The organism is Ornithinibacillus proteolyticus, assembly GCF_039581225.1.
In the GTDB taxonomy this organism is placed as follows: domain Bacteria; phylum Bacillota; class Bacilli; order Bacillales; family Amphibacillaceae; genus Ornithinibacillus; species Ornithinibacillus massiliensis.
Genome location: NZ_JBCPXV010000009.1, coordinates 61100 through 82114, shown reverse-complemented (window position 1 = coordinate 82114; position 21015 = coordinate 61100). Strand labels below are relative to the sequence as shown.

The 21015-nt window shown below is 37.0% G+C and carries 23 protein-coding genes; 7 read left to right on the top strand and 16 right to left on the bottom strand.

The genetic code is table 11. The annotated features are described in order from the left end of the window. Nucleotides 1–152: 152 nt before the first annotated feature. Nucleotides 153–1403, top strand: coding sequence for an MFS transporter (locus tag AAIB49_RS06580; RefSeq protein ID WP_343457556.1), 1251 nt, complete (start codon nucleotides 153–155; stop codon nucleotides 1401–1403). Nucleotides 1404–1451: 48 nt separating this feature from the next. On the opposite strand, the gene AAIB49_RS06575 is transcribed toward AAIB49_RS06580, so the two are convergent. The 3 genes from AAIB49_RS06575 to AAIB49_RS06565 are packed head-to-tail and all read right to left on the bottom strand — an operon-like array spanning nucleotide 1452 to nucleotide 2497. After that, entirely contained in the window at nucleotides 1452–1742 is a 291-nt protein-coding gene (locus AAIB49_RS06575) for a hypothetical protein (protein WP_343457555.1), read from the bottom strand. Nucleotides 1743–1746: 4 nt separating this feature from the next. Then, nucleotides 1747–2121, bottom strand: coding sequence for an SHOCT-like domain-containing protein (locus AAIB49_RS06570; protein WP_343457554.1), 375 nt, complete (start codon nucleotides 2119–2121; stop codon nucleotides 1747–1749). Between the two features lie 13 nt (nucleotides 2122–2134). After that, complete coding sequence (locus AAIB49_RS06565; RefSeq protein ID WP_339212791.1) at nucleotides 2135–2497, bottom strand: DUF2089 domain-containing protein; 363 nt, start codon at nucleotides 2495–2497, stop codon at nucleotides 2135–2137. Nucleotides 2498–2763: 266 nt separating this feature from the next. Between AAIB49_RS06565 and AAIB49_RS06560 the strand changes: the two genes are divergently transcribed. Continuing rightward, nucleotides 2764–4467 carry a methyl-accepting chemotaxis protein gene (locus tag AAIB49_RS06560; protein WP_339212789.1) on the top strand — a complete coding sequence of 568 codons (1704 nt, stop codon included), beginning with the start codon at nucleotides 2764–2766 and terminating at the stop codon, nucleotides 4465–4467. Nucleotides 4468–4758: 291 nt separating this feature from the next. Here AAIB49_RS06560 and pstB read toward each other — a convergent pair whose 3' ends face one another. From pstB to AAIB49_RS06540, 4 genes are all read right to left on the bottom strand, one after another. After that, a complete protein-coding gene (pstB, locus tag AAIB49_RS06555) occupies nucleotides 4759–5562 on the bottom strand; it encodes a phosphate ABC transporter ATP-binding protein PstB (protein ID WP_343457564.1) in 804 nt (267 codons plus the stop codon). Between the two features lie 51 nt (nucleotides 5563–5613). Then, nucleotides 5614–6498, bottom strand: coding sequence for a phosphate ABC transporter permease PstA (gene pstA, locus AAIB49_RS06550; protein ID WP_339212788.1), 885 nt, complete (start codon nucleotides 6496–6498; stop codon nucleotides 5614–5616). 1 nt (nucleotide 6499) lies between these two features. After that, nucleotides 6500–7456, bottom strand: a complete 957-nt coding sequence (pstC, locus tag AAIB49_RS06545) for a phosphate ABC transporter permease subunit PstC (protein ID WP_339212785.1) — start codon at nucleotides 7454–7456, stop codon at nucleotides 6500–6502. A 110-nt stretch (nucleotides 7457–7566) separates the two neighbouring features. Then, nucleotides 7567–8592: a PstS family phosphate ABC transporter substrate-binding protein gene (locus AAIB49_RS06540; RefSeq protein WP_339212783.1), complete on the bottom strand. Its 1026-nt coding sequence runs from the start codon at nucleotides 8590–8592 to the stop codon at nucleotides 7567–7569. A 251-nt stretch (nucleotides 8593–8843) separates the two neighbouring features. Here AAIB49_RS06540 and AAIB49_RS06535 point away from each other — a divergent pair, with 251 nt between their 5' ends. Beyond that, nucleotides 8844–9407, top strand: coding sequence for a YpjP family protein (locus AAIB49_RS06535; RefSeq protein ID WP_339212782.1), 564 nt, complete (start codon nucleotides 8844–8846; stop codon nucleotides 9405–9407). A 42-nt stretch (nucleotides 9408–9449) separates the two neighbouring features. On the opposite strand, the gene AAIB49_RS06530 is transcribed toward AAIB49_RS06535, so the two are convergent. The 5 genes from AAIB49_RS06530 to AAIB49_RS06510 form a co-directional block, all read right to left on the bottom strand. Beyond that, nucleotides 9450–9629: an H-type small acid-soluble spore protein gene (locus AAIB49_RS06530; RefSeq protein WP_339212780.1), complete on the bottom strand. Its 180-nt coding sequence runs from the start codon at nucleotides 9627–9629 to the stop codon at nucleotides 9450–9452. 1 nt (nucleotide 9630) lies between these two features. Further along, a complete protein-coding gene (locus tag AAIB49_RS06525; RefSeq protein WP_339212779.1) occupies nucleotides 9631–9828 on the bottom strand; it encodes a small, acid-soluble spore protein, H family in 198 nt (65 codons plus the stop codon). A 221-nt stretch (nucleotides 9829–10049) separates the two neighbouring features. After that, a complete protein-coding gene (locus AAIB49_RS06520; protein WP_339212775.1) occupies nucleotides 10050–11192 on the bottom strand; it encodes a glycosyltransferase family 4 protein in 1143 nt (380 codons plus the stop codon). 18 nt (nucleotides 11193–11210) lie between these two features. After that, nucleotides 11211–11759, bottom strand: coding sequence for a phosphatase PAP2 family protein (locus tag AAIB49_RS06515; protein WP_445254498.1), 549 nt, complete (start codon nucleotides 11757–11759; stop codon nucleotides 11211–11213). 268 nt (nucleotides 11760–12027) lie between these two features. Beyond that, nucleotides 12028–12432 (bottom strand): hypothetical protein, encoded by a 405-nt coding sequence (locus tag AAIB49_RS06510; protein ID WP_343457553.1) that lies wholly within the window; start codon nucleotides 12430–12432, stop codon nucleotides 12028–12030. 140 nt (nucleotides 12433–12572) lie between these two features. Between AAIB49_RS06510 and AAIB49_RS06505 the strand changes: the two genes are divergently transcribed. The 4 genes from AAIB49_RS06505 to AAIB49_RS06490 all read left to right on the top strand — a co-directional run bounded on the left by AAIB49_RS06505 (nucleotide 12573) and on the right by AAIB49_RS06490 (nucleotide 17325). Continuing rightward, entirely contained in the window at nucleotides 12573–13046 is a 474-nt protein-coding gene (locus AAIB49_RS06505; RefSeq protein WP_343457552.1) for a GyrI-like domain-containing protein, read from the top strand. Nucleotides 13047–13165: 119 nt separating this feature from the next. Continuing rightward, nucleotides 13166–14671, top strand: coding sequence for a D-alanyl-D-alanine carboxypeptidase/D-alanyl-D-alanine endopeptidase (gene dacB, locus AAIB49_RS06500; protein ID WP_445254497.1), 1506 nt, complete (start codon nucleotides 13166–13168; stop codon nucleotides 14669–14671). 173 nt (nucleotides 14672–14844) lie between these two features. Continuing rightward, nucleotides 14845–16545 (top strand): methyl-accepting chemotaxis protein, encoded by a 1701-nt coding sequence (locus AAIB49_RS06495; protein ID WP_339212771.1) that lies wholly within the window; start codon nucleotides 14845–14847, stop codon nucleotides 16543–16545. 225 nt (nucleotides 16546–16770) lie between these two features. Then, complete coding sequence (locus AAIB49_RS06490) at nucleotides 16771–17325, top strand: NADPH-dependent FMN reductase (protein WP_339212770.1); 555 nt, start codon at nucleotides 16771–16773, stop codon at nucleotides 17323–17325. Between the two features lie 78 nt (nucleotides 17326–17403). Here the strand turns inward: AAIB49_RS06490 and AAIB49_RS06485 are convergent, their stop codons facing one another. From AAIB49_RS06485 to AAIB49_RS06470, 4 genes are all read right to left on the bottom strand, one after another. Beyond that, nucleotides 17404–17523, bottom strand: coding sequence for a DUF4023 domain-containing protein (locus tag AAIB49_RS06485; protein ID WP_186868100.1), 120 nt, complete (start codon nucleotides 17521–17523; stop codon nucleotides 17404–17406). Between the two features lie 236 nt (nucleotides 17524–17759). Next, a complete protein-coding gene (locus tag AAIB49_RS06480; protein WP_339212768.1) occupies nucleotides 17760–19007 on the bottom strand; it encodes a hemolysin family protein in 1248 nt (415 codons plus the stop codon). Nucleotides 19008–19097: 90 nt separating this feature from the next. Continuing rightward, nucleotides 19098–20264 carry a TraB/GumN family protein gene (locus AAIB49_RS06475; protein WP_339212766.1) on the bottom strand — a complete coding sequence of 389 codons (1167 nt, stop codon included), beginning with the start codon at nucleotides 20262–20264 and terminating at the stop codon, nucleotides 19098–19100. A gap of 330 nt (nucleotides 20265–20594) precedes the next feature. Further along, entirely contained in the window at nucleotides 20595–21011 is a 417-nt protein-coding gene (locus AAIB49_RS06470; RefSeq protein WP_339212763.1) for a Spx/MgsR family RNA polymerase-binding regulatory protein, read from the bottom strand. Nucleotides 21012–21015: the final 4 nt, after the last annotated feature.

Genomic DNA, 21015 nt, shown 5'->3' with positions numbered 1-21015 from the left:
ATCATTATGATATATAAGATACCGTAAGTTGCGAAAATTGGCAATAGGTTTTTTTATTTTTTTCATTAAATTCTCATCACTTCCGTTTACTTTTTACGCAATTGATTGTATATTACTTAGGGACACGAAATACTAGGAGAGGCGACATAACAATGGCGATATTCCTCAAAGAATGGTCTGAACAGCTAAAGACCTACAACCAAAATATTAAACTAGCAATATGGGCCAATATCTTCTCCCAAATCGGGTTAGGTATGTTTATGGTCATTTACAATATTTATATCCAGGAGCTTGGACTTAGCCATGATGTTAATGGTCAAATTATCGCATTAACTGCTCTAGCTACGGCTATTATTCTTGTTCCAGCTGGGATCATGAGTGATAAGCTAGGTAGAAAGCGAGTTATGGCATTTGGCGTGCTACTTACCGGACTAATTCTTATCTTACGTAGTTTAGTAGAACTGCAATCACTTCTATTAATAACAGGATTTGCTACTGGGGTCTTCACAGCGTTCCTTCAGGTTTCTTCGATTCCCTGGCTCGCAGAGAACTCGAATCCAAAGCAACGTGTTCATCTCTTTAGTCTGCACGCTGCTATTATGACGGCGGCTAATGTCGTTGGGAGTCTACTTGGTGGTACGTTAACCGACTTCTTTGCACTGTTTACCAATGATTTAAGTGCTATTCGTTTTACATTAATGATTGGGAGTATCTTTTATTTAGTAGCATTCTTCCCCATTATTAAAATGGTGGAGAAGCCGAAACCTAAAGTGGAGAAAGTGGATAGAGTACCATTTAGAGAGTTTCTAAAGGTAAATAAAACTGGTTTTAAGGTCATTGCTTTATTTGCAGTAGCACAGCTATTAATCGGATTTGGTAGTGGGCTTGTCATTCCCTATTTAAACCTATATTTCGCCGACCGATTTGCTGCATCTAATTCCATGATTGGACTAATCATTTCATTAGGCCAGGCCGCTACAGCGGTTGCCATGTTTATCGGTCCAGTTGTAGTGAAGAAGGTGGGAGAAGTTCGGGCCGTTGTTTATTTACAGCTCTCCTCTCTTCCGTTTCTATTGTTAACAGCCTATACGGAAAATCTGCTCTTAGCTAGCCTGGGATTCTTATTCAGGCAGGCACTTATGAATGCAGGAAATCCGATTCAGTCATCACTTATGATGTCTAAAGTCGATGACAATGTGAAGGGATTAGCGAACTCGATTAACCAAATGGTATTTCAACTTGGTTGGGCGTTTATGGGACCGGTATCTACTTCGATCGTGATGATGTACGGCTCCTATTGGGGGTATGCACATATCTTTACGATTACGGCAGGATTGTATCTAATTGGATCGGTTTACTTCTTTATTGTATTTCGTCGATTGAAATCCACAGAAGAAGAATAGTTTGAGGAATAACGAAGAGAGATTGCCCTCCGTTATGGGCAATCTCTCTTATAGTCTAATCGTTATTTCTTCCTTACCTGATTGTCGTAATTCTACAATGGTTTCGCCTCGGTAATTTTGTGCTTCTTTGATTACTTGTTTGAGAAGTGGTTTGATCAATTGTTTATGAATAGGAGTCAATGATGTGGAGTGATTGTCATAGGAGTTATTGGTTCTTCTTATAATCCTTTTCCAAACCATATTCGTACAAATTATGTTGGTTCCAAGATGTAATACAAAGTAGGGTACTGGAATGGTAAATCCTCTATTCTTACTCGTTCTTATCGTTACTTTAATCATTTTCTTACTCTACGAATATAGCGACTTTATCGCCATCTCCTGATACGATATCAACGATTTTACCTTCTGCTTCTTGATCAATTGCTTCTAAAATAAGATTAATATCTATATCCTTTACATATTTCTCTGCCTCTGGAATATTAGCTGCTATTCCATGGCCAGCCTTCAATACTGCCTGACATAATCTTATTGGCAAGTTAACATTAACGATATCACTTTCATTGGATTGAATTCTAACCTTTAACGTTTTATTGAGATAATTGGAAGACTTCCCCTTCTCATCTTTATCCTTTAATACCGCTATTAACTCACCTGCTTTATCTGCATCAATCTTCCCTTCTTCCATCATCTTTAATATTTTTGAAATCTCTTCCTTCACTTTAATCTCCTCCTTATTCTTTTAACATTTTAATTGCTTCGTCAGGTGTAATTTCCCCTTTTTCCAGCATACCAAGAATTGCACGTTCATCTAGGACATTCTTTTGTCTTGTTTCATATCCTAATGCTTGAATAATATCATTTAATTTTCCTCTAACAGTTGGATATGAAATTCCTAGCTCCTTTTCAACTTCTTTAATATTCCCTCTCGCAACCATAAAGGTTTCAATAAAGTCTAGCTGCTCCTTGGATAAAAGGTTAAATTTGGAAAGTGAAAAGTCATTTTCAATTGTTGTATGGCAGTGGTTACATTGAAGTTTCGTTACGATTAATGTATTGCTACAAACTGGACATTGCGTAATTAATGGATGTGTCATGATAATCCCTTTCCTTATTTTGCTATCATTATATACAACTTCAGTATTTTTGTAAACATGAAATTAAATAATTTAATATTTATTATCCATTATATTAATATTTTTAATCAACAAGTTAATAATATTAATACACAACCCACACCCCGACCAACAAGTAATCGTTTCCTATGTCTAAAGAACTATAAATTCACATGAATTTAACAGCGACTTTACATTACGTTGGTATAATTTACTATATACTAGAATGCTAATGTGGAGGTTTTACATTGAACAGCTCTGATAAGAATAAAAGCCGAAACAAACGGGAAAGAAGCCTACGAAGTCGTATCCTAACGATATTCATTATTCTTTTAACCCTTACAGTCGTCGCAGTAGGTGTAAGTGCGTACACGATTTCTCGTAATACCACAATGGAAGCAATCGAAAATAGACTCGTACGTGAAGCCGACTTAATTGAATATCTGGTGGACAATTTAAAATTTGTTTATCCCAGTGACGATCAATATGATTACTTCATGCAGCAGGTTAACATCAGTGTACGTGACCAACAAACAAAGCTAACCAATGATGAAATCGTCTCCGATTATTTTTATACGAAAGATGATGAACTCATTCCATTTAAAGTTAGTGAAAACACCCTTCCGCCGATATCCGATTCCTTGCTAGAAACCATACTAAATGCAGAGGATGGCATCCTACATACTTCAATTGACGGAAAGGACTTCACATTAAGTATTAAAGCGATTAATAACCTTGAGGGGAAATATGTATTAGTTGTACCGACCGCTACCTATATGAAGCCAGTTAATCAACTCGCTATCATTATGATTAGTATTATTCTTATTGGTATTCTAATATCCTCATTCGTCATTACTATTTTTACCAATAACATATCAAAACCTCTTTCCATCTTAAGAGAAAAAATGAAGAAAGTGCGAAATGGTGATTTACGAGAGGATTCCACTGAAATAAAGACGAGCATCCCAGAGGTATCTTCCTTGGATAGAAGCTACAATGCTATGATTAATCATATGCGTTCCATGCTCCACCAAATTAAAGATACAACCATTAACCTTGAACAAACGGGCACAGAGCTACAGCAATCGTCTGAAAATACACTTGCATCTAGTCAAGATTTAATTGATGCTATACAGACTGTAAAAGTAGGAGCGGAACAAACCGCAAGTAGCTCAGAGGGAAGTTCGGAATCGTTTAAAATTATGAAGGATAAAATTGAACAAATGATTGAAAGTATGGGAGAAATCTTTTCCAGTGCCAATCAAATGAACCACTCCGCACAACATGGTGAAAAAAATATGACAGAATTAATTAACACGATCAATACATTTAAGCAAGAGTTCGAACACTTAACTAAGACAATCCAACATGTCCAATCCTATTCAAAGTCCATTAATAAGCTAGTTGGGCTGATTCAAGGCATTGCAGAACAAACTAAATTACTATCTTTAAATGCATCTATTGAGGCTGCCCGCGCAGGAGATGCTGGTAAAGGCTTCGCTGTAGTCGCAAATGAAGTAGGTAAACTCGCGGAACAATCGTCTAATGCCGCGGAACAGATCACCGAGTCCATTTCTAACATGGAACAGGTCACTGAGACCGCGACAAATGAATTTGAAAATATGTTAGTCAAGACAACCAATACACTAATTAAGTCTAATGAAGCCAAGTTTTCAATAGATGAAATGATGCAAGAGATTTTCGAGGTAAGTACAGAGCTTCAAGGTGTTCAAGGGGAATTAAAGGAACTAGAGCAGCTATTACCGTCATTAGAAAAAGAAACATTTGGCTTCCTATCGGTATCACAAGAGACACTGGCAAGCGCAGAAGAAATGCTTGCAAGTAGTGAAGGTCAGATAAAGCAGATGGAACATACACATGAGGTCGGATTAAAGCTTACCGACATATCGAAATCACTAACAGAAAGTACAAAGCAATTTACTATCCAGTAGTAGGTAGATAACTCTACCATAATCGTGATGAACTAAACTGAGGCTGGGACATAACTAAAAGAATTTAATGTAAAACCGAATAATACACGATACTAGCTCATCATTCGGTTTTTACTTTAAGATAAATTCTTTTGTCCCAGCCTCAGTATTTTTATGACCGAACATCATCCGATACGATTTACGACCTGAGGCTTTTACTTTATAAATATCAAAATGCATACAAAAAGACCGGCACTGTGGCCGGTCTTTTCTATATTCATCAAAGGGGGAAGATGAAATTCATTATATAGTTTATCCAAAACGTCCAGAAATATAATCTTCTGTACGATTATCTCTTGGTTTTGTAAAAATAGTATTGGTTTCGTCCATCTCTACTACTTCTCCATTTAAGAAAAAGGCTGTACGATCAGAGATACGAGCTGCTTGTTGCATATTATGCGTTACGATGATAATGGAGTAATCCTTTTTCAACTCTTGAACAAGGTCCTCAATCTTTAATGTAGACTTTGGATCTAGCGCTGAGGTAGGCTCATCCATTAGGATAACATCTGGTTCGATTGCTAGTGTACGAGCTATACATAAACGTTGTTGCTGTCCACCGGAAAGTCCGTAAGCATTTTCCTTTAATCGATCCTTCACTTCATCCCAAATATAAGCACCACGAAGACTTTTCTCCACGATTTCATCTAAAATCTTTTTATTACGGATTCCATGAATTCTTGGACCATAGGCAATATTATCGTAGATTGATTTTGGAAATGGATTTGGTTTTTGGAATACCATACCTACGTGAGTTCTCAAATCTTCTACTTTGAATGATTTATCTAGAATACTCCTGCCTTTGTAATTGATTTCACCAGTTGTGCGGACTGTTGGAACTAATTCCACCATACGATTTAACGTTTTTAAATAGGTCGATTTACCACAGCCAGATGGACCAATAATGGCTGTTACCTCTTTTTCATTAATTGTAAGATTTATATCTTTTAAAGCATGTGTCTCACCATACCAAAGGTTTAACTCCTTTGTGTCAAACACAATATTTTGATTCGCAAGGCTAGGAGATACCGCAACGGTTTCACTATTATTTAACATACTACTATTCTCCTTAACTGTTAAAAGACTCAAGACTATATCCTCCTTAACTTAGAAACGTTGTTGGAACTTATTTCGGATAAAGATTGCCGCCGAATTCAATACAAACAATAGCAGTAATAAAACGACAATAGTTGCTGCTGCTAGGTTTGCATATTCTGCTACTAAGGATGAATCTAATGTCCAATAGTAAATTTGCATTGGAAGTGCTGTAAATTTATCAAAGATTCCTTCAGGAAACGGTATAATTAATGCCGGAATTCCAATTACAGTAAGTGGCGCTGTCTCACCAATTGCACGGGAAAGTGCTAATATCGCACCTGTTAATATTCCAGGTAAGGCCGCTGGTAAGATCACATTCCTAATGGTTTGCCATTTGGTAGCACCCATTCCGTATGATGCTTCACTTAAATAGCCTGGAACTGCACGAATTGCTTCCTGTGCGGCAACTATTACAATCGGAAGGATTAAAAGTGATAGTGTCAACCCACCAGCTAGAATAATATTTCCCATGCTCATTGCACGAACAAAAATGGTTAATCCTAAAATCCCATAAACGATTGACGGTACACCAGCAAGGTTAGCAATATTCGTTTGGATGATAGATTGAAAGCGTCCTTTTTTAGCATATAACTCTAGGTAAATGGCTGTTCCAATACCTAGAATTAAAGTAACTGGTGCTACTACAAGCATCATCCAGACAGTACCTAAAATAGCTCCCATGATACCCGCACGTTCAGCATCCGTTGATAGTCTGCCAGTTAGAAAGTTCCAGTCTATCCAACCAATACTATCTGCTACAACACGATATATTAAGATTGCTAAAACAATAAGTCCAAAGAGGGTTGCTACTAGAAATAAGCCTTTTAATAAATTATTCTTCAGAATTCGCGGACCCATACGCTTCGATACTTTATCTGCATCTATATATTTCATCTTAGTATTCCTCCCTAAACTTACGAGAGACGTATCTTGCAAGTAGATTCATAATCAGTGTAAAGACAAATAGTGTCATTGCTACCGCGTAAAGGCTGTAATATACGGTTGTACCTGCAGCGGCTTCTCCACCAGAAACTTCTACTATATATGCTGTCATCGTCTGCATAGATTGGGTAATATCAAAGGTAAAGTTTTTCGAGCTACCACTAGCGATTGTAACAATCATAGTCTCACCAATAGCACGTGAAATACCTAGTACAAATGACGCAATAATTCCGGACAGTGCTGCTGGCATAACAACTTTAAATGTTGTTTCTAGCTTTGTTGCCCCCAGTCCTAACGCACCTTCGCGGATGGAATTAGGAACAGATGACATAGCGTCTTCAGATAAAGAAGCAATCATTGGAATAATCATGATTCCCATTACGATACCTGGACTTAATATATTGGTAGCCCCTACTTCCGGCCAAATAGAACGGATTAGTGGTGTAACAAATGTGAAGGCAAAAAATCCGTATACAATAGTAGGAATCCCTGCAAGTATTTCTAGCATTGGCTTTAATACTCTTCTTACACGATCAGAGGCATATTCACTTAAATATATGGCGGCCATTAGTCCAATTGGGCCTGCTACAAGCATGGCAATTAAGGTAGAAATAATAGTACCATTAATAAGTGGTAATACACCAAATTCAGGGTTTTGACTAATTGGTTTTAATACCGTTCCGCTAAAAAATTCCCAGATAGGAACACGTTTAAAGAATTCAATTGTTTCCGAGAGCAATGTCAGTACGATTCCAATCGTAGTTAAAACAGTAATAATCGCAAACAGGAATAACAGTATCGGAATAGCTTTCTCTGTTACTGCCGATAAGCTCTTAGACTGCTTGTTTTGCTCTATCATACTTTTCACATCTATCGCATCATTGCGATTAGGCTTACTGTTTGCTGCCATCTCTTTGCAGCTCTCCTTCCAAATCTAAAAGTCACAATAAGATGAGAGCATAATGGTGCCCTCATCTTATGGTATATTGTTTGCAAAATTCTATGTCAGTTCGTATTCAATTATTGTAATGCTTTCAACTCATCGATTAGAGACTGTACTTCCTCGTCCGGAATTGGAGCGAAACCAGTTTCACCTGCTAATCTGTTGATGTTCTCCATTACATAGATTGCATAGTCTAATACTTCTGGTTTTTCTTTAGCATTGTTCACGTTCAAGTAAGTGAATACTGGACGAGTGTAATCTGCATAGTCACCATCTTCAGCAATTGTATCTAGAGAAGGAGCAACCGGTCCATCACCAAAGTCAATTGATACAGCATTTACTTTATCTTTATTGCTGTCATAATATCCAAATCCGAAGAATCCAATTGCATTCTCATCTTCAGAAACTAGTGTTACTAGAGTTGAGTAATCTTGTTGAAGGTTAATGCCATCAACTAGATCTTGTTTATCAAGAATATTTTCATGGAAGAATTCATATGTTCCATGGTTTTCATTTGGACCATAAGTTTGAATCTTTTCATTTGGCCAGTCAGGATTTACGTCAGACCAGTTTTCATATTCTCCAAGGAAAATAGAAACTACTTGATCTGGAGTTAATTCTGTAGCGAAATCATTATCAGGGTGTACTACAATTGTTAAACCATCTAGAGCAACTTTCATTTCTAATACTTCAATACCTAACTCATCTGCTTTTTCTTTTTCTTCATCTTTGATATAACGTGATGCATCGTTAAAGTCTGTACCATTTTCTTGCAAGAATTTTTCAAATCCTGCACTTGTTCCCGCACGGCTTACTTCAACAGATACTTTTGGTTGTTCGTTTGTCATATATTCTTCAGCAATTCTAGACATTAACGGATAAACTGTACCAGATCCATCGATTACTACACTACCATCTAATTCGCTTGAAGCTTCTTCCTCTTCTGATTCAGTATCAGTTCCGTTATCTGCGTTTTCTGTAGATGTTTCTTCAGAACTTTTGTCGTCGTCAGAATTGTCTTCGTCTTTGTCATTCCCACAAGCTACTAGCATTACTGCTAATGCAGCTACAAATAGGAACATCAAGTACTTTTTGAATTTCATCTAAATTGTCCTCCCCAAAGTGCAATTTATATTTATTTAAGGGTTATCCCCTCTCACAGATTTAAGTATAAGAGACAAATGTTAAGTGGATATGTTCCAAATGTAAATCGTTTGTAAATTCCTATCATATAGAAATAGATTTAATTTTAAGTCTATTTTCCTATTTTTTAGTATTGCACCTTTTATTCAGTAGACAGCTATGAAAATATCATGCTAAACTTTTAAGTAAGGGAGAAAAGAGGGGAATAAAGATGAATCTGTGGATGAGAAAAATAGCCGTCGCTTTAATCGCAATCGTAACATTTGGTTTATATACGCCTACTTATTTAATTGCAGATGAAGATAATAATGAGGTTGTTAGTCCAAAAGAGAATGATAGTAGTGCCATTCCTACTGAGATTCGCACGGAAGTTGAAGAAGAAACAGATGTCATTAGCTCCTTAACGGAAAAGGCTAAAGAACAAAGCTTTGTAAAATTCGGACCGAAGATTTCACAAAAAGTAGAAAATGAATTCACACAAATCATCTTACCTAAGATGGAACTAGCATTAGAGACTATTCTTGCAAAAGAAGATGCATCCTATCTTTCCATTACGGAGCAGCCATCACATGGCTATGGAGAAAGAATATTTAATGTATACAATGAGTTAACGAAAGAAGATATCGCGAAATTCCACGTAAGACGTGACAATAGACCACAAGATGGATACTGGTTTAACTTCCACTACCACTTAAAAGATGATAATTTTGAAGTACATCATCTATTAGGTGAAATATATTGGGATAAAAACACGCCACCAAAGTGGATGTCATAAGGTAAAACCTCCTAGATGTAGGAGGTTTTTTTATTTTACATCTTATAGCAACTCATACAAGTTAGTTAGTTGCACATCCATCTCGTTCTGTGGATCATCTAGTGGAAATATTCGTGCTGTATTATTTTCATTGACCTGCTGAATATACACCTGTTTACCGTTATACCACACACGCTTCATATCTGGTGATTGTGCAATATCAGCTGCTCTCATCCGGTGCATCTTAATCCACCTCCAGTATAATTGGGCCAGACTCGTTAAGTCCCGCTAAATCAACCTCTTGTTCATGGTGAAGCGCATCAAGTGGAAAAACTTTCGCTTTATCATAATTCACTTCTTGAATATAAACGGGAATGCCATGATAATTCACATTTACAAATACATCAGATTGAAGAATCTTTTCTGCTCGATCATTATCCATCTCTTTCTCCTCCTATAGCTCCTTTGTCATTTATTTTTCACGTTTAAAACATGTACTATTCGAGGATTAATTGGGTTGATTTGATACATTTTTCCAGTTCCGTTTATACCGATAAATAGACGAGCGGATTCCCAATAGAAATCCGCTCGTCCGAAATGATGATAGATAATAATTCCTTTGCTTTTAAATTAAACAACTATTAATTACTACTATATGTTCTTTTATGCTAAAACGGCCAATTGCTTTTCAACAATAGCTTCTTCATAACCTTTTAATAGTGCTTCAAATATACTATCCCATGTTTGTGTTAATGCATACTCTCTGCCATTCAAACCCATCTCTCTACGTTTTTTCCTATCTATTAACAGCTCTGTAATAGCCTTAGCAAATCCCTCTATATCTTTTTCTTCACACAACATGCCTGTTTTCTGATGCTTTACGATCGTCCGAACACCACCCGCATTAGCCACAATTGCTGGCGTCCCACTGGCTATTGCCTCTAGCACAACATTACCAAATGTTTCTGTTGGAGAAGGAAAAACAAACAAGTCACTGGCAGCATATACATGAGCAAGCTCCTGACCAGATAAAAATCCAGTAAACGTCATCTTCTCAGGGGACTTTTTTCTTAATTCCTCTTGGTTCGGGCCATCACCTACTACTAGCCAGTGCACATCCTCTCTTACTCGTTCAGGTAATGAATTATGTATTTCCGGAAGAAGCATAACATCCTTCTCTGGTGCAATCCTACCGACATATAAAAGGACATGCTTCTCTTTAATACCATATTTCCTTCGCATAGCTTCCCGGTCAAAATTAGGATGAAATGTAGAACAATCAATGCCTCTTGCCCAAATATCTAAATTCATAAAGCCGTGTTTTTTTAGGTTTTCCATCGTATCAACAGATGGTACATAAATTTTACGCATTGGTCGATGAAACCAGCGCATATAACGCCATAAAACCTTCGTTAAAAACTGCAAATCGTAATATTCCAGGTACTTATCAAAATCAGTATGATAGGATCCCACTAGAGGGATATTTAACTTTTTGGCGTAATGTAAGCCACATAACCCAACATTAAAAGGTGTGGCAACATGAATAATATCGGGTTTGAATTGGATAAGTTCTTCACGCACATGAAGCATATTCGGGAACGCAAATCGACATTCAGGATAAAGAAAAAGCGGGAGGCTTTTAAATCGATAAATATCACTAGAATACATACTTTGACTCGCACTTTTGGGGGCAAACACCTTATATTCCAGCCCTTTGTCACTTAAAAAGTCAGTAAACCGTTTTAATGTCTTTGCCACACCGTTCACATCTGGTGCAAAAGTATCCGTAAAAATTGCGATTTTCATGCTTTATCCTCCCCATTTCTATAAAGTAGTTATACTCGTTACCAACAAGTTAAAACAGATCACTCCGGAACTTATGCCAAGTAAACTTCCTACTAGGACATCAGAAGGGTAATGTAAACCAAGGTATACACGTGATATAGCTACTAGAAAAGCTATTGGAATTAAAGCTATAGAAAAGAGCGGAAACAGTAGAATAAATGGAGTTATAATAGAAAATATTGCTGTTGTATGGCCTGATGGAAATGAACAGTCTGTTAAAGGATTTTCCAACACACGACTATTTTGAAGAACTAAATAAGGCCTTTTACGTGGACACAGCTTTTTCACAAGCGCAACCGGAATGTGACTAATGGTTAATGATAAAGCACTAGCAATAGCTGTCATTTGTACAGCACCAGTTGTAAATAAAATCAGTAACAATACGGTTAAAATTGTGAACGTTGCACCACCCATATGGGTTATTTTACGAAATATAGTATTAAGACGTTTATGGTCGAAGTACTGATTGATATAATGAAATGATTTACAATCTAATGCATACATTTGGGAAAAGTATTTCACCACCAATAACCCACCTTCAGAATTAATAAGTAATATAAACTAAGATTGCAGAAAGAGAAACAAATACCTTGATAAGAAACTTCATCGTCTCACTCCCATCAATTGAGTAACTTCACCTCAAGTGTAAAGTAGTAAGATTAAGTAATTGCTAACTAAAAATGAATTTTCCGTAAATTTTTACCCGGTACTATATATGGTTCAGCATCAATTCTTGAACAAACGGAACGCAAATAAAAACTAGCCAGTATCGCTACTAGCTAGTTATATTAAGTCATTACTTTTCACTTGAAAACGTCTCTTTAACTACGATTGTTTGGGTGATTCGTGTTTTCTTGTGTTCGTTAAAATCCGCTTCCTCGACAAGCCCTAGTTTAATCGCAGAGTCAAGCTTATCCGTATCAGGTACCTTTGTTTCTATAATAAATTCTTGTAAATTCAGCTCTTCTAACTTCTCAACCGTACCATTATCGTCATAACTGGTTGCTATTCTAATTTGACGCTGTAATTTATAATTCCCGCGCTGTATTTCACCTTTTGCTTGTTTTCCAAAGGATGCATCCAGTACGCCATGAAACTTTTTCTTTAAGCCATTCATCTCGTTCTCGATTTCTTTTTTCTTCTGATTAAGATCATAATATCGTTTCATATCCTCTACCGTAATCGTTAGTACCTCTTCCATCTTATAACCCCCTAACATAGACTTCTATTCATTTCTATGTCACGAAAGAGCGTATCATTCCAAATAGGACGAGCTTTTCATGCATATTTAGAGGGTCGTCAGAATATGAATGGTGGATAAATATATGGAGGTGTACCGATTTGGGGCCAAAAATTATTAAGAAAAAATCATTTCAACTGATTGGATATTGCCTACCAACTCATCTTAGCGACGAAGAGGAAAGAAAAGTAATTCAGCATACCGTCTCGCGCCTTCAATCTATTTCCGACAAAATACCAAATAAAGTACGTGATGATGTATACGTCGTTCATATTTATCCGATGATGGAGCAGTTTAATCCTTTTCTAAATAAGGAACGCCTCATCATTGGCTATGAGGTTCAGCATATGGATGAGGCGCCAGATGATACAACGCTTTACACCATGGAAGAAAATATGTATGTTAATTGTAAGCATACAGGTACGAAAACAGATATTTATAAAACGTATGATTTCCTCTATAATCATTGGCTACAGCAGAATCGATTCATTCCATTAGGATATGATATGGAAGTTTGGAAAGGTCAACAGGATTCCAATGTTGATATTTGTGTAGCAATCAATAAAATTTCCTAGATTCACCATGCATATTTAACCTCCGCCTCCTTTGGAAATACTTATAAGTATACTTTAGACCTAGGATAAGCCTATCCATTATTTCATATATATTTAAAAATGAACAAAGGAGTGGGGAAATGAATCAAACAAAGCTTTGGAAGCGAATACTTCTAAGTTTATTAGTAGTATGCATGATAAGTACTCTCTTTGTGATACAAAATCAAACACCATCAGCTAATAATGAAACTACCGAACAAGCATCTTTAGCAGATAAACTAAATCAGATCTTGAGTAATCCAGCATTAGATGGAACGACAACAGGGGTCAGCATTCGAAATGCAGATTCAGGAGAACTATTATTTTCTTACTACGGAGATCACCGCTTACACCCTGCATCTAATATGAAAATTCTTACCACCATTGCCGCACTAGAAACCCTTGGACCAGATTATCGATTTACAACAGAAGTATTAACAGACGGATCTATTAAAGGAGCCGTACTTCAAGGGAATCTTTACTTAAAGGGAAAAGGGGACCCTACCTTACTCAAACACGATTTAGATCAATTTGCTGCTGATTTAAAAGCGAAAGGAATCAAGAATATTAAGGGCAACCTAATTGGAGATGACACGTGGTATGATGATGTAAGACTATCTCAAGATCTGAACTGGTCTGATGAACCTTTCTATACAGGTGCACAAATATCCGCCCTGACATTATCTCCTAATGAAGATTATGATGCATCGACCGTAATTGTAGAGGTCTATCCTGCTGAAGAAGTAGATGGAAAGCCCATCGTAAAACTAACACCCCATACAGACTACGTCAACATCATCAACAATGCGAAAACGGTAAGTTCAGATCATAGTAGAGCTATCTCCATCGAACGGGAACACGGAACCAATAACATTATCATTAATGGCGTCATTCCGATTGATGGATCCATGGCTAGGTCCTGGGTATCGGTTTGGGAGCCTACTGGTTATGCAGTCGATGTTTTCAAGAAAGCATTAGAAGAGAACGGGATTTTGTTCGTCGGGAATGCTAAAACAACAACTGGAACAACACCAGAGGATGCTACATTGCTTACATCAAAAGAGTCAATGACTTTAGAAGACTTACTAATTCCCTTTATGAAGCTAAGTAATAACGGCCATGGTGAAACCTTGACGAAGGAGATGGGTAAAGTAGTTCATGATGAAGGTAGTTGGGATAAAGGGCTTTCTGTCATGGAAGAGGTATTAACACAATATGGCGTTAAGGGCGATACCATCCTTTTACGTGATGGATCCGGTATGTCCCATAAAAACTTAATCCCTGCAAACGAGCTATCCCAATTACTTTATGCGGTGCAAGAGGAAGACTGGTATACATCGTTTGAACAGTCATTACCTGTTGCTGGTAATTCAGAACGATTCGTTGGTGGTACACTTCGTTATCGGATGACTGATGGACCAGCAACGAACAATGTCAAAGCAAAGACAGGTTCCTTAACAGGAGTGTCTAGTTTATCTGGCTATGTCACAGCGAAAGACGGCCAGAAATTAATATTCTCGATTATGGTAAATAACTATTTAGGTTCCTCCAGTACGATAACAGCCATTGAGGATGCCATCGCAACCGAATTAGCAAACCACGAGTAGGAATAACCGAGCTACATAGTATAGACTTCACTAAGTCTAATATGTAGCTTTTTTGTTCCATTTTGGCCAATTTACTAAATTTAACAGTACCACTGTCGATAATAAGAGTAGGGGTATAGACATAGACATAGACAAAGATAGAGAAAGAGACTTACTAAACCGGGGGCGTAATGATGAAAAAAGGGATAACGAGACAACTTGGAGTAATTATTATTGGCGTATTTTTGATTTCCCTTATTATTACTTCTATATCAAACTATTGGGTAACCTATCAACATACGTATGAAGCTGCGGGAATTGAAGCAATTGGGTGCGCGAATATCACCACAGGTCTCATTAACACGAATGATGTGGAGGATATTCTGAATGGAAATAGTAATAAGGAAATCGATTTACAAGAATCCATCAATTGGACAGTCGATCATAAACATATTTTCGAAAACCAATATATTATTTCACTAGATGGAACCATTTTAGTCGCTGATAAACATTTTGAGCATCAAGGATTCCATGCTGGGGATAGCTTTTATCTAGATGAACAAGTAGTACAAACCATACTAGACACGAAGCAGCCAGCATATTCTGAGATCTATCAAGCTGGAGGAATGAAACGATTAACCGGCTATGCACCAATCTTTAAGGACCATGACCCGAACAAGGAGATCATTGCTTTAAATGCTATTGACTTCAATGCGAGTATTGTATCAGAACGTACATTAGACTCTGTAAAATCTAGCGTTTTACTTGGTCTTATTCCATTATTAATTGCGTGCATTTTCACGATTTTTATTATTGGTAGAAAGACAAAGCCAATCACTTCTCTAATCGAATATGCCAAACAGATAGCTGCAGGTGATTTAACCGTTGAAAAGCTACAGGTGAAAAATAAAGATGAGATTGGGCTTTTAGCTGAAACATTAAACCAGATGGCTGACAACCTAAGACAAGTGATTCTGGAATTTAATACTAGTGCCAAACATGTTGCAACCTCCGCTAAATCACTGGTAGGACATGTTGAACAAACAAATGAAGCTTCAGAAGAAATTGCAGCTACCATGGAAGAATTAGCAGCTGGTGTCGATACACAGGTACAGACTATCGAAGAAACATCCGGCACCATCCAGGAAATGTCTAGTGGTATACAGCAAATCGCTACAAGCGCACATAATGTTTCTAATACTGCCCAAGAAGCTACAGAAAATGCAACTAGAGGACAAGAGTCTATCTCTGTAGCCATTAAACAAATGAATGAAATTAAGCATACTGTAAATGGATTATCTGAGGTTATTAAAGGTCTAGGAGAGCGCTCTAAGGAAATAAACCATATTATTGAGGTTATTACCGATATTGCCGAGCAAACAAATCTATTATCCTTAAATGCATCCATAGAGGCAGCAAGAGCGGGAGAACATGGAAAAGGATTTGCAGTTGTTGCAAATGAAGTGAAGAAATTAGCAGAGCAATCAGCCGACTCTTCTTTACAAATCTCTCAATTAATCAATACGATACAGGTCGAGACGAGTACAGCCGTTAACACGATGAAAATGACTTCTAATGAAGTGGAAACTGGTATAGGCGTTGTGACAGATGTTGGAAATTCATTCGAGCAAATGAGTCGCTACATTCAAGACGTTAGCACAAAAATTCAGGATGTATCTCAAGCTGTACAACAAATGACAATTGGTGCTCAAGAAATGGTTGATTCCATGAACCATATTACGGAGATTTCAGAAGCAGCAGCAGTAAATTCCCAAGAGGTATCCGCAAAAACGGAAGAGCAAGTGGATCTGATGAAACAAGTCAATCAATCGATAGCTAATCTATCCGATATTGCAGATGACTCCCAAAAGACGATTAATAAATTTAAGATTTAATTTAGAGGTTGGGATTTAGCATAAACACTTATTCCCAACCTCTTTAACCGTAATTATAATTACTTTTTGTAACTAAATATCAAATTATTATTCTTTATAGTTGCAATCGATAAATAGACGTGATAAGATTATTAATGTTTAATTCAAATATATTGAATTAAAGATAAAAAGGTTTCTATTATCGTTAATTCAACCTATAAACACAACCCAGAGGAGGAACTAATTATGTTAAAAATCGGTATTGTACTTGGTAGTGTTCGTGAAGGTCGTAACGGCCAAGCAGTTGCTGACTGGACACTAGAATTTGCTAAAAATCGTAATGATGAAGGTGTAGAATATGAGTTAGTGGATCTAGCTGATTATGATCTAGCTTTCCTAGGCTCTAAAGCTGCACAAAAAGAAGAAGCTCAAGCTGCTGCAAAAGCTTGGTCTGAGAAAATGGCTTCTTTTGATGGTTATGTATTTATCGCACCTGAATACAACCATTCTGTTGGTGGTGCATTAAAGAACGCACTTGATTACTTAAACCCTGAAGTAAACAATAAAGCTGCAGGATTTGTTGGATATGGTAGCCTTGGGGGAACTCGTGCCCATGAAAACCTACGTCTAATCTTAGGTGAGCTTCAAGTAGCTGACGTTCGTACAGCTGTTACATTCTCACTACTTTCTGACTTTGAAAACTTCTCTGTTTTCAAACCAGCAGATTATCATGCAGATAATGCTAATGGCATGTTTGACCAAGTTATTGCTTGGAGCCGTGCATTAAAAACATTACGTTAAGTATCAATGTAACGAACAAAAGAGCCGTGGCGATAAGTAAAATGATCAAGCCATGGCTATTTATTTTCTAGTTATTTTCTAATGACGTTTACTAGGTAAACGGTCGGAACGAGTACCTCCGCCTTGTCTTTTCCTGTTTAATTCATCTTTTCTCTTCCGTTCATTGAATTTGGCTACAAATGTGGATGTGTCTTCCATATCGACTCTCCTTTTTCCTATTTTTTATTTAGTATGCCCTATTTGGTACTAGCTTATGATAGGCTAATCACTTTACTGCTATTACATTAATTCTCTCGGTAATAGATAACCACTTGTTCTATCGCTATTACAACGAAAAGCCCCGAATCATTAGTCGATTCGGGACTTTATTATCTTAATAGATGGAAAGGGAACAGCTTATTCTACTTCTTATTCACAATGAGTAGAGAAGCGAATTACCCTTCCTCTACCTCAACGTAGTCATTTTTTACGATTTGGATTTGCTTTAATGTCCTTCCATCTACTTCTAATATTTTGAAAATAAGCTGATCTTTTTCTAAAATATCACCTTGCTTAGGAAATTGATTGAACTCTGTCAGTAAATAGCCGGATAATACGTCCTCTTCCTCAGGAATATCCGTATTAAAAATGGAGTTTAAGCGATGTAGCGTTATTTTACCATCACATATAATCTCTTTATCGGTAAGCTTCTCGATTAGCTTCTCACTTTCTAAATCCATTTCATCCTCTATTTCCAGTCCAATCATCGCCTCGATAATATCTTCATGGGTTACGATACCTTCTGTTCCGCCGTATTCATCCAATACAATGGCTAGATGCTTTCTCTCTCTTGTCATTTGGCGAAAGACCATTTCAATCGAATGGAACTCAAAGAATACCATTGGATTCATATCACAGTAGGATTCTAACGTATTCCCCGGCTCTATCGACCAGGTTAATAAATATTTCGAATGGAATACACCAACAATATTATCTATTTCACCATCATACACTGGATATCGCGTGAACTGATTTTCGATAACAATATCCCGTACTTCTTCATAAGTCGCATCAATCGGTACAGCAACAATATCTATACGAGGGGTTTTCATGACATCCTTCACATTTAAGTCTTGGAAATCTAGTACACCTTTAATACGATAAGACTCTTCCTGTTTAAATGTACCTTCCGTTCCTGCAATATCAACCATCGCCCTTAATTCTTCCTTGGAGATGGAGACGTTGTCTTCATTCCCCTTAGACAATGACTTTATAATCAATCCGGTCAAGCCATTTAAAAGCGTCGTAAATGGCTTGAACACGATGGTGAAAAATCGAATTACCGGGTACACGATATATGCGATTCGGTCTGGGAATGTAGCCGCTACCGACTTTGGTATTACTTCTGAAAATATAATAATCGTAATCGTCAAAATAGCCGACGCTAAGCCCACATTAACTCCATATTCTAATGCCACCATCGTTACTAAAGTAGGCAAAAGAATGTTAGCGATGTTATTCCCAATTAAAATCGTCGTAATAAACTCGCTCGGTTTTGAAACTAAATCCAATAATTTCTCAGACTTTTTGTCATTATTGCTTGCTTTTGTTTGTAGCTTCATTTTATTTGTTGCAGTAAGAGCAGTCTCACTCCCCGAAAAGAAAAAGGATACAAACAATAATACGATGATCGCAATGATCACTAGATCGTTCCCCCTTAAAAATTTACAATAACTATATATTATGGTTACTTATACTTTAATCTATTTAGAACAATGTTAGAAGAAAAGTGTCTATAGATTTTCTATAAACAATCGAATGACATCTGCTCCTCCAATAAATGTTCCAACTGAACTTCCAATGTTTGCAAAGATGACCACTAAAAGGACACGTGTTACTTTATTATTCCAAAATCCCTTTAAACTATGGACATCATCCGATAGATTTTCGAAATCCTGCACATTAGGTCTTTTAAAATATGCTTGAACAAATCCAGCAAACCAGCCTGCCGCTAGAAATGGCTCTAACGAGGTTATGGGAGCTGCTATAAATGCCGTGAGAACAGCGAGTGGATGCCCAAACGCAATGAGTGTTCCAAGTGCAGATAAGGAACCGTTCCACAGGATCCAGCTTACAATTTGCACCCATCCGGCTTGTTGATCTGTCATAAACGTAAGAACAATAAGCGTAATGATAAGTAATGGAATTGTCCATCCGATTATTTTGGGAATTTTCGATTTAGGAGGTAGCTGCGATAACGTTTTAAGGTCATGGTCCTGCTTAATTTGCTCCTTTATCCCGGGTACATGTGCTGCACCTAGTACCGCAACAATTTTATCTCCTGGCGCTTCCTTAATCTTTTGAGCAAGATATTGGTCACGCTCATCTATGAGAGGCTTTTTTAATCTCGGAAAGCTCTCGGTAAATTCCTGTAGCATCGAATCGATCATATCCTGTGACTTCATCTTCTCCAGTTCTTCTTCCGATATAGTCTCTCTCGTAAAGATACTAGCAATGACTTGTGTTAAAAGCATTAGCTTCCCTTTCAACCCAATGCCACGCCAAATCCGTGAGAAAGTTGTTTGGATATTTCGATCTGCTAATACAAGATTAGCATTTATCTCTTTTGCCGATTCAATACCTTGAATCATTTCTTGTCCAGGATTTATACCAAATTGGCTAGCCATCCGTTTTTGAAAAGAGGAAATAGCAAGGTTCATCAATAATAGTGTTGTTTTTCTATCTTTAATAATTTGAAAAATATCTGTTTCTTTCCATTTATTCCCTTCTGTAATGGACTTATAGCGTTGTTCGTCAAGTTCCACACAGACGGAATCTGGTTGTTCTAGTTCGATAACTTGTTTAACTTGTTCTGCGCTAGTTTTGGATACATGTGCTGTACCAATCAGAATAATCTCTTTACCATTTATTTCTAAACGCGATATATTATCTTCTGACATAAAGTACCTTCCTTTATATATCTATATAAAATTAATAATAAACTAGTTTGCTAAAAATTTGAAATAAATTTATTGTGAACGAGAAAAAAGAGGTTGTGACAACCGTTTCAAGCAAAAAATAATCCGCATCCTATCGTTCGAACCACTTACCAGCTCCAGAAATATACGTTGTCTTTACTTGCAGCACCTGGATGACAGTCATCTATTCAAGAAGATCGGTCTGTCACCCACTAACTTCTACGTATATTCCTGGAAATGATATCGTGACTCTTTCGAATTTTTACTAAAACATATCGTAAAGTCTCAACCTCTTCGTTCCATTTCTATTTTTTATTTCACAATCTCTGTCATTGGAAGGTAATTCATTCTCCATTGAAGCCATTGACGTTCTCTAGTTTTTCTTGGTAAGAATTGTCTAATATCATCGATATGGAATCCTACTTGAAGTCTCTTTTCATCTAACATGATAGGACTTCTAAGCAGTCTTGGATGTTGATGAATCAAAGTTAGTAATTCTTGAAGTGGAAGGGAATCAATATCCACATCGAGTTCTTTATAGACTTTAGATCGTGTTGAGATAATTTCTTCCGTTCCTTCTACCGTTCTGCTTAAAATTTGCTGTAATTCTGGAACCGTTAATGGATCCTTTAATATATTTCGTTCAACATAATTAATATTATTTTTCCTAAACCATTCTTTTGCTTTTCTGGTTGATGAACATGCTGCACCATAAATCATGACAGTCATTTAC

What these genes read in the sequence shown, in the direction of transcription:
- pstB (WP_343457564.1), bottom strand. Translation starts at nt 5,562, where the DNA reads ATGTTAAATAATAGTGAAACCGTTGCGGTATCTCCTAGCCTTGCGAAT.
- AAIB49_RS06490 (WP_339212770.1), top strand. Translation starts at nt 16,771, where the DNA reads ATGTTAAAAATCGGTATTGTACTTGGTAGTGTTCGTGAAGGTCGTAAC.
- AAIB49_RS06475 (WP_339212766.1), bottom strand. Translation starts at nt 20,264, where the DNA reads ATGTCAGAAGATAATATATCGCGTTTAGAAATAAATGGTAAAGAGATT.
- dacB (WP_445254497.1), top strand. Translation starts at nt 13,166, where the DNA reads ATGAATCAAACAAAGCTTTGGAAGCGAATACTTCTAAGTTTATTAGTA.
- AAIB49_RS06535 (WP_339212782.1), top strand. Translation starts at nt 8,844, where the DNA reads ATGAATCTGTGGATGAGAAAAATAGCCGTCGCTTTAATCGCAATCGTA.
- AAIB49_RS06485 (WP_186868100.1), bottom strand. Translation starts at nt 17,523, where the DNA reads ATGGAAGACACATCCACATTTGTAGCCAAATTCAATGAACGGAAGAGA.
- AAIB49_RS06540 (WP_339212783.1), bottom strand. Translation starts at nt 8,592, where the DNA reads ATGAAATTCAAAAAGTACTTGATGTTCCTATTTGTAGCTGCATTAGCA.
- pstC (WP_339212785.1), bottom strand. Translation starts at nt 7,456, where the DNA reads ATGGCAGCAAACAGTAAGCCTAATCGCAATGATGCGATAGATGTGAAA.
- AAIB49_RS06495 (WP_339212771.1), top strand. Translation starts at nt 14,845, where the DNA reads ATGAAAAAAGGGATAACGAGACAACTTGGAGTAATTATTATTGGCGTA.
- AAIB49_RS06525 (WP_339212779.1), bottom strand. Translation starts at nt 9,828, where the DNA reads ATGGATAATGATCGAGCAGAAAAGATTCTTCAATCTGATGTATTTGTA.
- AAIB49_RS06580 (WP_343457556.1), top strand. Translation starts at nt 153, where the DNA reads ATGGCGATATTCCTCAAAGAATGGTCTGAACAGCTAAAGACCTACAAC.
- AAIB49_RS06575 (WP_343457555.1), bottom strand. Translation starts at nt 1,742, where the DNA reads ATGATTAAAGTAACGATAAGAACGAGTAAGAATAGAGGATTTACCATT.
- AAIB49_RS06510 (WP_343457553.1), bottom strand. Translation starts at nt 12,432, where the DNA reads ATGGAAGAGGTACTAACGATTACGGTAGAGGATATGAAACGATATTAT.
- AAIB49_RS06520 (WP_339212775.1), bottom strand. Translation starts at nt 11,192, where the DNA reads ATGAAAATCGCAATTTTTACGGATACTTTTGCACCAGATGTGAACGGT.
- AAIB49_RS06470 (WP_339212763.1), bottom strand. Translation starts at nt 21,011, where the DNA reads ATGACTGTCATGATTTATGGTGCAGCATGTTCATCAACCAGAAAAGCA.
- AAIB49_RS06565 (WP_339212791.1), bottom strand. Translation starts at nt 2,497, where the DNA reads ATGACACATCCATTAATTACGCAATGTCCAGTTTGTAGCAATACATTA.
- pstA (WP_339212788.1), bottom strand. Translation starts at nt 6,498, where the DNA reads ATGAAATATATAGATGCAGATAAAGTATCGAAGCGTATGGGTCCGCGA.
- AAIB49_RS06530 (WP_339212780.1), bottom strand. Translation starts at nt 9,629, where the DNA reads ATGCACCGGATGAGAGCAGCTGATATTGCACAATCACCAGATATGAAG.